The organism is Curtobacterium guangdongense, assembly GCF_049341845.1.
Classification (GTDB): Bacteria; Actinomycetota; Actinomycetes; order Actinomycetales; family Microbacteriaceae; genus Curtobacterium; species Curtobacterium guangdongense.
On the sequence record NZ_JBMPIT010000005.1, the window covers coordinates 202214 to 215030 of the forward strand.

The 12817-nt window shown below is 69.2% G+C and carries 14 protein-coding genes; 7 read left to right on the forward strand and 7 right to left on the reverse strand.

Translation table 11 applies throughout. From position 1 onward, the window contains the following. The first annotated feature begins 5 nt into the window (after window positions 1–5). Both ACO0E1_RS09515 and serB read left to right on the forward strand, forming a co-directional pair. Window positions 6–1247: a glucose-1-phosphate adenylyltransferase gene (locus ACO0E1_RS09515; protein ID WP_402728790.1), complete on the forward strand. Its 1242-nt coding sequence runs from the start codon at window positions 6–8 to the stop codon at window positions 1245–1247. A 45-nt stretch (window positions 1248–1292) separates the two neighbouring features. Further along, window positions 1293–1931 (forward strand): phosphoserine phosphatase SerB, encoded by a 639-nt coding sequence (gene serB, locus ACO0E1_RS09520; protein ID WP_422873970.1) that lies wholly within the window; start codon window positions 1293–1295, stop codon window positions 1929–1931. A 34-nt stretch (window positions 1932–1965) separates the two neighbouring features. Here the strand turns inward: serB and fabG are convergent, their stop codons facing one another. Continuing rightward, complete coding sequence (fabG, locus tag ACO0E1_RS09525; protein ID WP_422873971.1) at window positions 1966–2679, reverse strand: 3-oxoacyl-ACP reductase FabG; 714 nt, start codon at window positions 2677–2679, stop codon at window positions 1966–1968. A 156-nt stretch (window positions 2680–2835) separates the two neighbouring features. Between fabG and ACO0E1_RS09530 the strand changes: the two genes are divergently transcribed. Genes ACO0E1_RS09530 through ACO0E1_RS09540 form a run of 3 tightly spaced genes read left to right on the forward strand, consistent with a single transcriptional unit; the run spans window position 2836 to window position 4567 of the window. Continuing rightward, the gene (locus ACO0E1_RS09530; protein WP_281264635.1) at window positions 2836–3282 is read left to right on the forward strand and encodes a DUF3099 domain-containing protein; all 447 of its coding nucleotides are present in this window, start codon (window positions 2836–2838) and stop codon (window positions 3280–3282) included. Further along, window positions 3282–3596, forward strand: coding sequence for a hypothetical protein (locus tag ACO0E1_RS09535; RefSeq protein WP_422873972.1), 315 nt, complete (start codon window positions 3282–3284; stop codon window positions 3594–3596). The genes ACO0E1_RS09530 and ACO0E1_RS09535 overlap by 1 nt, the downstream gene beginning before the upstream one ends. Further along, entirely contained in the window at window positions 3593–4567 is a 975-nt protein-coding gene (locus ACO0E1_RS09540) for an SURF1 family cytochrome oxidase biogenesis protein (protein WP_422873973.1), read from the forward strand. The genes ACO0E1_RS09535 and ACO0E1_RS09540 overlap by 4 nt, the downstream gene beginning before the upstream one ends. Window positions 4568–4570: 3 nt before the next feature. Here ACO0E1_RS09540 and ACO0E1_RS09545 read toward each other — a convergent pair whose 3' ends face one another. Continuing rightward, complete coding sequence (locus ACO0E1_RS09545) at window positions 4571–6169, reverse strand: ABC-F family ATP-binding cassette domain-containing protein (RefSeq protein ID WP_422873974.1); 1599 nt, start codon at window positions 6167–6169, stop codon at window positions 4571–4573. 115 nt (window positions 6170–6284) lie between these two features. Here ACO0E1_RS09545 and ACO0E1_RS09550 point away from each other — a divergent pair, with 115 nt between their 5' ends. Further along, entirely contained in the window at window positions 6285–6884 is a 600-nt protein-coding gene (locus ACO0E1_RS09550; RefSeq protein ID WP_422873975.1) for a biotin transporter BioY, read from the forward strand. Between the two features lie 248 nt (window positions 6885–7132). Here ACO0E1_RS09550 and ACO0E1_RS09555 read toward each other — a convergent pair whose 3' ends face one another. From ACO0E1_RS09555 to sufB, 5 genes are read right to left on the reverse strand one after another with little or no spacing between them, the layout of a single operon-like run. Then, window positions 7133–7462, reverse strand: coding sequence for a metal-sulfur cluster assembly factor (locus ACO0E1_RS09555; RefSeq protein ID WP_071300728.1), 330 nt, complete (start codon window positions 7460–7462; stop codon window positions 7133–7135). Between the two features lie 2 nt (window positions 7463–7464). Continuing rightward, a complete protein-coding gene (gene sufC, locus ACO0E1_RS09560) occupies window positions 7465–8238 on the reverse strand; it encodes a Fe-S cluster assembly ATPase SufC (RefSeq protein WP_422873976.1) in 774 nt (257 codons plus the stop codon). A 60-nt stretch (window positions 8239–8298) separates the two neighbouring features. Continuing rightward, a complete protein-coding gene (locus tag ACO0E1_RS09565) occupies window positions 8299–8625 on the reverse strand; it encodes a non-heme iron oxygenase ferredoxin subunit (protein WP_281264640.1) in 327 nt (108 codons plus the stop codon). Beyond that, the gene (gene sufD / locus ACO0E1_RS09570) at window positions 8625–9893 is read right to left on the reverse strand and encodes a Fe-S cluster assembly protein SufD (protein WP_422873977.1); all 1269 of its coding nucleotides are present in this window, start codon (window positions 9891–9893) and stop codon (window positions 8625–8627) included. Before sufD ends, ACO0E1_RS09565 begins: the two co-directional genes overlap by 1 nt. Continuing rightward, window positions 9894–11312, reverse strand: a complete 1419-nt coding sequence (gene sufB, locus ACO0E1_RS09575; protein WP_402728798.1) for a Fe-S cluster assembly protein SufB — start codon at window positions 11310–11312, stop codon at window positions 9894–9896. It abuts the gene before it with no gap. Window positions 11313–11559: 247 nt separating this feature from the next. Between sufB and ACO0E1_RS09580 the strand changes: the two genes are divergently transcribed. Further along, complete coding sequence (locus tag ACO0E1_RS09580; protein ID WP_422873978.1) at window positions 11560–12531, forward strand: COX15/CtaA family protein; 972 nt, start codon at window positions 11560–11562, stop codon at window positions 12529–12531. Window positions 12532–12817: the final 286 nt, after the last annotated feature.

Sequence of the window (12817 nt, forward strand, 5' to 3'; positions counted from 1 at the left end):
ACGGCATGGCACCAAAGAAGGTCTTCGGCATCGTCCTCGCGGGAGGTGAGGGCAAGCGGCTCATGCCGCTGACGGCCGACCGGGCGAAGCCCGCTGTCCCGTTCGGCGGGAACTTCCGTCTCATCGACTTCGCGCTCTCGAACCTGGTGAACTCCGGGTTGCAGAAGATCGTCGTCCTGACGCAGTACAAGTCCCACAGTCTCGACCGTCACGTCGCGAAGACGTGGCGCATGGAGGGGCTGCTCGGGTCGTACGTCGCGTCGGTCCCGGCGCAGCAGCGTCTCGGCAAGCGGTGGTTCGCCGGATCGGCCGACGCCATCCTGCAGTCGCTCAACCTGCTTCGTGACGAGCGCCCCGACATCGTCGTCGTGGTCGGCGCCGACCACGTGTACCGGATGGACTTCCACCAGATGGTCGAGGCGCACATCGCCTCCGGCCGCAGTGCCACGGTCGCAGCGATCCGTCAGCCGATCGGCCTCGCCGACCAGTTCGGCGTGATCCAGGTCGCCGAGGACGACCCGACGAAGATCGACGCCTTCCTCGAGAAGCCGAAGGACGCGGTCGGCCTCGCGGACTCCCCGCACGAGATCCTCGCCTCGATGGGCAACTACGTGTTCGACGCCGACGCGCTCGTCGACGCCGTCCTGCGCGACGGCCAGCTCGAGTCGTCGGCGCACGACATGGGCGGCGACATCGTGCCGGACTTCGTCGCGCGCGGCGACGCCGGCGTGTACGACCTCAAGGGCAACGAGGTCCCGGGTTCGAACGACCGCGACAAGTACTACTGGCGCGACGTGGGGACGATCGACTCGTTCTTCGACGCGCACATGGACCTCATCGCGCCGGTGCCGGTGTTCAACCTGTACAACCAGGACTGGCCGATCTTCAACCAGCAGACCAACCTGCCGCCGGCGAAGTTCGTGCGGGACGCGAACGGCAACACCGGGTCGACGGTCGACTCGATCGTCTCGCTCGGGTGCCTGCTCTCCGGAGCCCAGGTCGAGCGCAGCGTCATCGGGCCGTGGTGCGGAATCGACTCCGGGTCGAAGGTGCTCGACTCGATCGTGTTCGAACGGGCGTCGATCGGCGCCGGGTCGATCGTGAACCGCTCGATCCTGGACAAGGACGTCGTCCTCGCGCCCGGTGCGCAGGTCGGTGTCGATCGGGAGGCCGACCTGGCGAGGGGCTTCACCGTCACCGATTCCGGCATCACCGTGGTCGGCAAGGGCGTCCGCGTCGAGGCGTAACGCCGTCCGGCGTCACAGGAGGCGCGGCACCGCTACCGTTGTGGCGTGCCGCGCTTCCTCGTCGTCCTCGATGCCGATTCCACCCTGCTCGAGGACGAGGTCATCGAGCTGCTGGCCGACGCCGCCGGGACCCGGCCACAGGTCGCCGCGATCACGGAGCGCGCCATGCGCGGGGAGATCGACTTCGGGGACAGCCTCCGGGAGCGTGTCGCGACCCTTGCGGGCCTCCCGTCCACCGTCTTCGCCGACGCCCAGCGAGCGGTCCGCGTGACCCGTGGCGCGGACGAACTCGTCCGCGGCGTGCACGCCGCAGGCGGGACCGTCGGCGTCGTCTCGGGTGGCTTCCACGAGGTGCTCGACCCGTTCGCCGCGGCACTCGGCCTGGACCACTGCCAGGCGAACCGGCTCGAGGTCGTCGACGGACGACTCACCGGACGGGTGCTCGGCGACGTCGTCGACGCGCACGCGAAGGCCACCGCCCTCCGGACGTGGGCCCGGGCGGACGGTGTGGACCTCGCACGGACCGTGGCGATCGGCGACGGTGCGAACGACCTCGAGATGATGCGGGTCGCGGCGCTGTCCGTGGCGTTCGACGCCAAGCCGCGCGTGCGGGAGTCGGCGGACGTCGCCGTCGTCGACCGGGACCTCTCCCCCGTGCTCGCCGCCCTCGGCCTGCGCGGCTGAGCGTCGGCCGCGCTGCGGCAGGCCAGAGGGTGCGCTAGTGCCCCATCCCGAGGCCGCCGTCGACGGGGATGACCGCGCCGGAGATGTACCCGGCGCCGTCACCAGCGAGGAAGAGCGTCGCGTCCGCGACGTCGTCGACGCTGCCGTAGCGCGCTGCCGGGATCTGCTTCTTGAACTCGGCCTGCAGTTCCTCCGGCAGCGCTGCCGTCATGTCCGTCTCGATGAACCCGGGCGCGACGACGTTCGCCGTGATGCCGCGGGACCCGAGCTCGCGGGTGATCGAGCGCGCCATGCCGACGAGGGCCGCCTTCGATGACGCGTAGTTGACCTGGCCGACCTGCCCGTACGCCCCGACGACGCTGGACATGAGCACGATGCGGCCGAACTTCGCGCGCATCATGCCCTTCGTCGCACGCTTCACGACCCGGAAGGTGCCCGTCAGGTTCGTGTCGATGACGCTGGTGAAGTCCTCTTCCGACATGCGCAGCAGGAGCTGGTCGTTCGTGACGCCGGCGTTCGCGACGAGGACCTCGATCGGCCCGAGCTCCGCCTCGACCTGCGTGAACGCCGCGTCGACCGACGCCGTGTCGGTGATGTCCGCCTGCACGGTCAGCGCACCCTCCGGGCCACCCTGACCGCTCCGTGACGTCACCGCGACGCGGTGTCCCTCGGCGACGAAGCGCGCCGCGAGCGCGTGGCCGATGCCGCGGTTGCCTCCGGTGATGAGGACGGTACGGGGGGTGGTCATGGAGGCTCCGTTCAGTGGCGATCTCGTGCGGTGCGGGCCGGGTCTCCCGGCCGACACGCCCGCACGAGCCTACCCGGGCACACATCGCGCGCGTGATGTGTCCATGTGTCGGTGCGCGGGCTTAGGCTTGTCAGAGGGAAGACGGAGACCGAACGCATGAAGACGACGCGACGCATCACGCGACGCACGACGCAGGCCATCACGGCACTGCCGGAGACACCGCAGCGCGACCGGAAACACCGTCTGTCGCGGTACATCTGGCAGATGGCCGTGCGCGTGATCCTCTTCGTCGGGGCGGTCCTCGTCTACACCGTCTGGCACAGCCCGTGGCTCGCACTCATCCCGATCGTCCTCGCCGCGGTGATCCCCTGGGTCGCCGTGGTCATCGCGAACGCCGGCAGCCACACCGAGTCCGACTACGTCGCCCCGGCCGGGGCGCTCGTCCGTGCCGCTGACATCGACCCGCGCCTCCGCGAACAGCAGGAAGACGCGCGGGCGCAGGCCTACCGCGACGAGCAGGACCGTCTGCGCGAGGGCGCGCAGCACGCGCAAGAAGAATGGCAGCGCAACGGGGACCGCTCCCGCGTGTGGGGCCACCGCTGATGGGCGCCACGTTCGACCTCTTCACCGAGCCGGGTTCGACCCCGGTGTGCTCCCGCGCCGGGTGCTCGACCGCCGCGAGTTGGCGGGTGAACTGGCGGAACCCACGCATCCACGCGATCGATCGCGTGAAGATCTGGGCGGCCTGCGACGAGCACCGTGACTTCCTCGCCGGGTACCTCCGATCCCGGACGTTCCCGGTGCGGGTCACCGGCATCGACGAAGACGTGGACCAGCTCGACGACGCCAGGCACGACGCGCACGACCAGCCGAAGAACGACGTCGGCGAACGGGCGCGCTCGGCGAACGAGCGATGACCGACGACTTCGACCCGGGTTCCCGGTACGGTCGCCGCCACGCCGAGAAGCTCCGTCGGGCTGCCGATCGAGACCGCCGGGCGGCCGTCGACGCCGGCGTGGTGGAACGCGACCCCGACGAGCCGTTCGTCGGCTGGCGGTTCGTCGGGAGCCGCCGCTGGCTCGGGTACTTCGCCATCGCCGTCGCGTTCGCGATCGTCTGTGCCCTGTTCGGCATGTGGCAGTGGGACCGCCGGAACGAAGCCGTGCGCGAGAACCAGCAGATCGCGGCGAACTACGACCACACCCCCGTCCCCGTCGACCAGGCACTCCCCCGGGCCTCGAGCTGGAACGACGACCAGACCTGGCTCCGGGTCGAGGTCACCGGGCGCTACGACACCGACGACCAGCTCCTCGTCCGGAACCGCGTGCACAACGGGCAGCCGGGCTTCGAGGTCCTCACGCCGCTCGTCACCGCGGACGGCCGCGCGTTCGTCGTCGACCGCGGGTGGGTTCCGACGGGCAACCGGCAGGACGCACCCGACAGCATCCCGGCTGCCCCCACCGGCGAGGTCACCGTCGTGGCCCGTCTGCAGCAGAGCGAACCGCGCATCCCCGGGCGCACCGATCCGGCCCACACCGACCAGGTGCAGTCCGTGACGCTCGCCGACGTCGCGAAGAAGGTCGACGCCCCGATCTGGACGGGTGCGTACGGGCAACTCGCATCGGAGACCCCGGCGCCGACCGAGGCACGCCCGCTCGGGTGGGACCGTCCGAGTGCGGACACGGGCCTGCACCTCAGCTACTTCATCCAGTGGTTCATGTTCGCCGCCGGCGGGTTCGGCTTCCTGGCGTACCTGATGGTGCAGGAGTACCGGAACCTCAACCAGGACGACCCGGAAGAGCGCGAGCGTGCCCTCGAGCGGCAGCGGCGCAAGGACGCGAAGCCCAAGTCGGACGCCGACATCGAGGACGAGCTCCTCTCCCGCTGACCGCTAGGCGAGCTCGATGAGTTCCGCGTAGTCCTTGTTCCAGTGGTCCTCGGTGCCGTCGGGCAGCAGCAGCACCCGCTCGGGGTTGAGCGCCTCGACCGCACCCGCGTCGTGCGACACGAGCACCACGGCACCTTCGTAGCCCGCCAGCGCGCCGAGGATCTCCTCGCGCGACGCCGGGTCCAGGTTGTTCGTCGGCTCGTCGAGGAGCAGCACGTTCGCACCGGAGACCACGATCATCGCGAGCGACAGACGGGTCTTCTCGCCACCGGAGAGCACGCCGGCCTTCTTGTAGCCGTCATCACCCGTGAAGAGGAACGACCCGAGGACGCGACGGGCCTCGGTCTCGTTGAGCTCCGTCGACGCCGACACCATGTTCTCGATGACGGTGCGGTTCACGTCGATGTTCTCGTGCTCCTGCGCGTAGTAGCCGATGCGCAGGCCGTGACCGGGCTGGATCTCGCCCGTGTCGGGCGCATCGGCGCCGGCGAGGATGCGGAGCAGCGTCGTCTTGCCGGCACCGTTGAAGCCGAGGATGACGACGCGGGAGCCGCGGTCGATCGCCAGGTCGACCCCGGCGAAGATCTCGAGCGACCCGTACGACTTCGACAGCCCCTCGGCCATCAGCGGCGTCCGACCACAGGCGACCGGCGTCGGGAACCGGAGCTTCGCGACCCGGTCGGCGGCGCGCTCGTCCTCGAGTCCGGCGAGCAGCTTGTCGGCCCGCGCGACCATCTGGTGCGCCGCGGCCGCCTTCGACGCCTTGGCACCGAAGCGAGCAGCCTGGTCCTTGAGCGTGGCCGCCTTCTTCTCGGCGTTCGCGCGTTCCTTGCGGCGACGTTCCTCGTCGGCGACGCGCTGCCGCTGGTACAGCTTCCAGCCCATGTTGTAGATGTCGATGGTCTGACGGTTCGCATCGAGGTAGAACACCCGGTTGACGACCTCGTCGACGAGTTCGACGTCGTGGGAGATCACGATGACGCCGCCGGGGTAGGTCTTGAGGTGCTCACGGAGCCAGACGACGCTGTCGGCGTCGAGGTGGTTCGTCGGCTCGTCGAGGATCATCGTCTCGGCGTCCGAGAACAGGATCCGGGCGAGCTCGATGCGACGACGCTGACCACCCGACAGCGTCTTGAGCTGCTGGTCGAGGATGCGGTCCGGGAGCTTGAGGTTCGACGCGATCGACGCCGCCTCGGCCTCAGCCGCGTAGCCGCCGAGCGCGTTGAACTGGTCGTCGAGGCGCGAGTAGCGGCGCATCGCCTTCTCGGCGACCGCCGGGTCGTCGCTCGCCATGTCGAGCGTGGCGAGCCGGATGCCCTCGACGAGCTCGCCGAGCCCGCGGGCGTCGAGGATGCGCTTCCGCGCGGTGTCCTCCGGGTTGCCCGAGCGCGGGTCCTGCGGCAGGTAGCCGATCTCGCCGGAGCGCTCGATCTTGCCGTCGGTCGGCGGGGTCTCCCCCGCCAGGGCCTTGGTCATCGTGGTCTTCCCGGCGCCGTTCCGGCCGACGAGACCGATCTTGTCGCCCTTCTCCACGCGAAAGGACACGTTCTCCATCAGGAGGCGGGCCCCGACTCGGATCTCGAGGTCGTGCACGGCAAGCACAGTGGAAGTCCAATCAGTTGGTGGTTTTGCACAACGACGTGCGCATGAGGTGCACCGCTACGCTGACGGGACCGATGGTCCTGAACAGGACCAGCAGTCCATTCTAGGAGAATCCATGACGAACGCCACCGGGTTCGCTCCCCGCGCAGTCCTCGCCGACCGTCTGCGGACGCACGGCCTCGCCACCGATGCCGCGCTCATCGCCGGCGGAACGCTCTTCACAGCGGCGATGGCCCAGGTCGAGGTCCCGATGTGGCCCGTCCCGATCACCGGGCAGACCCTCGCGGTCGTGCTCGTCGGTGCGACCCTCGGTGCCCGCCGCGGCGTGCTCTCGATGCTCGTCTACGCGATCGCCGGGCTCGCCGGTGCACCGTTCTTCGCCGACATGCAGGGCGGCCTGCACGCGCTGACCCTGCCGAGCTTCGGGTACGTCATCGGGTTCATCCCCGCCGCCGGCGTCGTCGGCTGGCTGGCACGCCGGAACTGGGACCGCCACGTGGGGCGCGCCGCTGTGGCGTTCACGCTCGCGAGCGCGATCCCGTTCGTGACGGGGCTCCCCTACCTCGCCGTCGCGCTCGGTGCGCTCGGCCTGCCGAACGACCTGCAGTCGGTGCTCACTGCCGGCCTGTACCCGTTCATCGTCGGCGGCCTCGTGAAGGCGCTCATCGCCGCGGGCATCATCCCCCTCGTGTGGAAGGCCGTCGGCCGCCGCTGACGCGCGTGCGCGCGCTGGGCGCGCCCGCGGGCGCCGGGGCGCGCGCTTCGAACCCCGCCGAGGTTCCAGAATTCTGGAACCTCGGCGGGGTTCTTGCGTGTGTCGTGACATCTCGGCGAACGTGAGCGGCGAGTCGTGGATCCGCGACATCGCGCCGTACGGTCCGCGACACGCCCAGCGCACGCACACGATGGACGGGAGGCCCGGTGCCAGCTGGCACCGGGCCTCCCGTCTGTGTGTGGTCGCGACTAGATCGAGAAACCGAGCGCGCGCATCATCTCGCGCCCGTCGTCGGTGATCCGCTCCGGACCCCACGGCGGCATCCAGACCCAGTTGATCCGGAACGCGTCGACGATGCCGTCGAGCGCGTTCGCGGTGTCGCCCTCGATGACGTCAGTCAGGGGGCAGCCGGCGCTCGTGAGCGTCATGCTGATGATGAGCGCGGTCGCCTCGTCGTCCCAGGCGAGGTCGTAGATGAGTCCGAGGTCGACGATGTTGACGCCGAGTTCCGGGTCCTGGACCTCCTTGAGGCCCTCGACGACCTCGTCGAACTTCTCCGGTGCGAGTGCGGTGATCATCGTCAGTTCGCCTCGGCTGCGGCTGCGGCCTGCACGTAGCGGTCGTAGCCCTCGTTCTCGAGCCGGTCCGCGAGCTCGGGTCCACCCTGCTCGGCGACCTTGCCCGCGACGAACACGTGCACGAAGTCCGGCTTGATGTAGCGGAGGATGCGCGTGTAGTGCGTGATGAGCAGCACGCCGAGGCCGGTGGCGGCCTTCGCGCGGTTGACACCCTCGGAGACGATCTTCAGCGCGTCGACGTCGAGCCCGGAGTCGGTCTCGTCGAGGACGGCGAACTTCGGCTTGAGGAGCTCCAGCTGCATGATCTCGTGGCGCTTCTTCTCGCCACCGGAGAACCCCTCGTTGACGTTGCGCTCGGCGAAGGCGGAGTCCATCTTGAGGTCGGCCATCGACTGGCGGAGGTCCTTCACCCAGGTGCGGAGGGCGGGCGCTTCGCCGTCGATCGCCGTCTTGGCGGTGCGGAGGAAGTTCGAGACGGTGACACCGGGGATCTCGACCGGGTACTGCATGGCGAGGAACATGCCGGCGCGGGCACGCTCGTCGACGCTCATCGCGAGGACGTCCTGCCCGTCGAGGGTGATCGAACCACCGACGACGTTGTAGCGCGGGTGACCGGCGATCGTGTAGGCGAGCGTGGACTTGCCCGAACCGTTCGGTCCCATGATCGCGTGGATCTCGCCCTCGTTGATGGTGAGGTCGACGCCCTTGAGGATCTCCTTGACACCCTGGTCGGTGTCGATCGAGACCTGCAGGTCACGGATTTCGAGAGTGGACATTGCGTTCCTTCGGTTGCAGCTGGGTCGCGGCGTCAGCCGCGGGGAAGAGGTGGGGGTCGCTCAGTCGACGGGGACCGGGTCGTGCACGTCGACGTAGACGTCGCCGTCACGGACCTCGACCCGGAAGACCGGGACGGGCTCGTACGCGGGGAAGTTCTGCGGCTTGCCGGTGGTCAGCGAGAAGCGGGACCCGTGCGCCCAGCACTCGAGCGAGTCGCCCTCGACGAAACCCTCGGCGAGGGAGATGTCCCCGTGCGTGCACGTGTCACCGATGGCGTGCACCGTGCCCGCGGAGTCCTTCACGATCGCCACTGCTGTGCCGTCGACCACGACGCGCATCGGGCTGTCCACCGCGATGTCGCCCTCGGCGCAGACCTTCTCGGCCATCAGGCGTCCGAGCCGTCCGCCTCGGCCGACGGTGCGGCCAGCACGGTCCGCCCCTCGGCGAGCTCCTGCTCGACGGCGGCGATGAGGCGTTCCTCGAGCTCGGGGGCCCCGATCTTCTGGATGACCTCGACGAGGAAGCCGAGCACGACGAGTCGACGTGCTTCTTCTTCCGGGATGCCGCGGGCCTGCAGGTAGAACAGCTGCTCGTCGTCGAAGCGGCCGGTCGCACTCGCGTGTCCGGCGCCCTGGATGTTGCCCGTCTCGATCTCGAGGTTCGGGATGCTGTCCGCGCGGGTGCCGTCGGTCAGGACGAGGTTGCGGTTCTGCTCGTACGAGTCGGTGTCGTCGCCGGCGCGGCCGATGAGCACGTCGCCGATCCAGACGGTGTGCGCACCCTGGCCCTGCAGCGCGCCCTTGTAGTTGACCCGACCGCGCGTGTTCGGCGCGTCGTGGTTCACGTAGACCTGCTGCTCGATGTACTGGCCCGCGTCGGCGAAGTACACGCCGTACATCTCCGTGTCCGCGCCCTGTGCGCCGAGGTGCGTCGACGGGTTGACCCGGACGACGTCGCCGCCGAGCGAGACCACGACGTGCTTGAGGAAGGCGTCGCGGCCGACCTCGGCGAACTGCGTCGACACGTGGACGGTGTCGTCGGCCCAGTCCTGCAGCGACACGACGGTCAGCCGCGCCTTGTCACCGACGACGATCTCGACGTTCTCGCTGAGGAGCGCCGAGCCGCGGTTGTCGATGACGACGATGCCCTGCGCGTTCGGCTCGGCGGTGACGACGGTGTGCGCCGCGCGGGGCTGCGTGCCGAAGTCCGAGCGGGTGATCGTGATCGACTCGGCGGACTCGGTCGCTTTGATCGTCACCGCGAGAACGGCGTCACGAGCCGTCCAGGCAGCGGCGGCCGCCCGGTCCTCCGGGAGCCCGGCCGTGCCGACGCGGGGGTCGTCGCTGCGGACCCACTCGACGTCGGCGCCGTCGGTCTCCGTCGCCAGGAACGGGTACGCGGAGCCGTCGAGCCCGCCCGCGAGGAGCGGTGCGAGCTTGTCGAGCGGTGCGAACTTCCAGTTGACCTCTCGGCCGGTGACCGTCGGGAAGTCGTCGATGTCGCCCGACTGCGGGCGCGCCGAGCGCGTCTGGACGGGGACCTTGGAGTCCCAGCCGCCGTCGGAGTGCGCCTTCGCGCCGTGCTGGTCGGAACCGGTGCCGGACGCAGGCTCGATCGGCTGGTCGATGCGGGGTGTCTGGGTGGGGCTGGACATCTAGCCGACGGATCCTTCCATGCTCATCTCGATGAGCTTGTTGAGTTCGAGTGCGTACTCCATAGGGAGCTCGCGGGCGATCGGCTCGATGAAGCCGCGGACGATCATCGCCATCGCCTCGTCTTCCGCCATGCCGCGGGACATCAGGTAGAACAGCTGCTCTTCGCTCACGCGCGACACCGTCGCCTCGTGCCCGAGCTGGACGTCGTCCACCCGGATGTCGATCGCGGGGTACGTGTCCGACCGGCTGATCGTGTCGACGAGCAGCGCGTCGCAGCGGACCGTGTTCGCCGCGTGGTGCGCGTTGGGGTCGACCCGGACCTCGCCGCGGTAGCCCGCACGACCGCCGCCGCGGGCGATCGACTTCGAGACGATCGAGGACGTCGTGTACGGCGCCATGTGGATCATCTTCGCGCCGGCGTCCTGGTGCTGACCGGGGCCCGCGAACGCGACGGAGAGCGTCTCGCCCTTGGCGTGCTCGCCGGCGAGGTAGATCGACGGGTACTTCATCGTGACCTTGGACCCGATGTTGCCGTCGATCCACTCCATCGTGGCGCCTTCGTGCGCGATGGCACGCTTGGTGACGAGGTTGTAGACGTTGTTCGACCAGTTCTGGATCGTCGTGTAGCGCACGCGGGCGTTCTTCTTCACGATGATCTCAACGACGGCAGAGTGCAGCGAGTCCGACTTGTAGATCGGGGCGGTGCAGCCCTCGATGTAGTGGACGTAGGAGTCCTCGTCCGCGATGATCAGCGTCCGCTCGAACTGGCCCATGTTCTCGGTGTTGATCCGGAAGTAGGCCTGCAGCGGGATCTCGACGTGGACGCCCTTCGGGACGTAGACGAACGAGCCGCCGGACCAGACGGCCGTGTTCAGCGCGGCGAACTTGTTGTCGCCGGCCGGGATCACGGTGCCGAAGTACTCCTCGAAGATCTCGGGGTGCTCGCGGAGGGCCGTGTCGGTGTCCATGAAGATGACCCCCTGCTGCTCCAGGTCCTCACGGATCTGGTGGTAGACCACCTCGGACTCGTACTGCGCGGCGACGCCGGCGACGAGGCGCTGGCGCTCGGCCTCGGGGATGCCGAGCTTCTCGTACGTGGCGCGGATGTCCTCGGGGAGGTCTTCCCACGACTGCGCCTGCTTCTCGGTGGAGCGCACGAAGTACTTGATGTTGTCGAAGTCGATGCCCGTCAGGTCGGCACCCCACGTCGGCATGGGCTTCCGGCCGAAGAGCTGCAGGCCCTTGAGACGGTTCTTCAGCATCCACTCGGGCTCGTTCTTGAGGTTCGAGATGTCGGTGACGACCTCTTCCGAGATCCCGCGACGTGCCGAGGCACCGGCGGAGTCGGAGTCGGACCAGCCGAATTCGTACTGGCCGAGCCCTTCGAGTTCTGGACGGTCGATGAGCACGTCGGACATGGTCTCCTCGTTTCCTTCTCGTGGCAGCTTCCGGTTCCAACCGGTCGGCGTCGGGTGCCATTCCATCGTGAACCGCCGACAAGGCGATCACGGTGCTGCTACCTCGCAACGTCATGGTTCCACGCAGTCCTGGGCATGATCGGCGATCTCGGCCCATTCGGAGCCGGCGCCTGCCTAGACTTGACTGCTGCTGAACCCTCGAATCCTACAGGTTCGCTGCACGGAACAACAGGAAGGCACCACCCTCGTGACACGCGTCGGATCCCCCGTCGGCCAGGAGACCCGGACCAGGTGGTGGTCCCTCCCCCGCGTCGTCGACCAGCGGGTCGTCGTCCTCGCCTGGGCGTCGTTCGTCGTCGAGGTCGTCCTGATCGGCACGGGTGGGCTCGTCCGCCTCACCGCGTCGGGACTCGGATGCCCGACCTGGCCCCGATGCACCGCCGATTCGCTCGTGTCGACGCCGGAGATGGGCGTGCACGGGATCATCGAGTTCGGCAACCGTCTGCTCACCTTCGTGCTCGTCATCGTGGCGATCGCGATGTTCCTGCTGGTCGTCCGGATGCGTCGTACCCGCCCCGAGCTGTTCTGGCTCGCGTTCGCCCAGGGCGCAGCGATCCCCGTGCAGGCGGTCATCGGCGGCCTGAGCGTCCTGACGAACCTGAACCCCTACGTCGTCGGGCTGCACTTCGTCGTGTCGACACTCCTGACCGCCGTGACGGCCACGCTCGTCTACCGCTCGATGAACGGGCCCCGCACCGCGACGCGTCTCGTCCCCGGTTGGTACGTCGGCGTCGTCCGGGGCACGATCGCCGCCACCGCCGTCACGGTCCTCATCGGCATCCTCACCACGGGCAGCGGCCCGCACGCCGGAGCGGACGAGGCGGTCGACGGCGGCCGCCTGCACCGCACGGGGCTCGACCCGGCGATCCTGCAGCACGTGCACGCGGTCCCGGCGTACGTCCTCTTCGCCCTGACGCTGGTGCTCGTCGTCGGTGCCGTGCGGCTGCACCTCTCCAGCCGATGGGCACTCGTCCTGCTGGTCGTGGAGTTCGTGCAGATCGCCGTCGGCTTGACCCAGGCGCGCACCGGGCTGCCGGTCGGGCTGGTCGGGACGCACATGGTCCTCGCCGGGCTGCTCGTCGGCGCCGTCACCATCGTGAGCCTGTCCACGCGCGCGTCCACCGGCCGCCAGGCGGTCCGGGAGCCCCTGCCCCGCTGACCCGCACCCGCACCCGCACTCGCGAAGGCGACAGTGTCCGCCCGGATCCCGGGCGGACACTGTCGCTTTCGCGGCACTCGGTGCGGTCGTCCGCGATGGCTCGCCACGCACCGGACAGGAGGCTCGTGGCGGCCCCGCCACGGCCCTCCCATCCGTCCGCGCGGGTCGTTCCTGCCCACTGCGCCCGCAATGGAAAGCCGAATCGCGCGTAGGAGGTCGGAAAAACCGACCTCCTACGCGCGATTCGACTCCCTACGCGCGAAACGGCCCCCCGGTGGCGATGAGG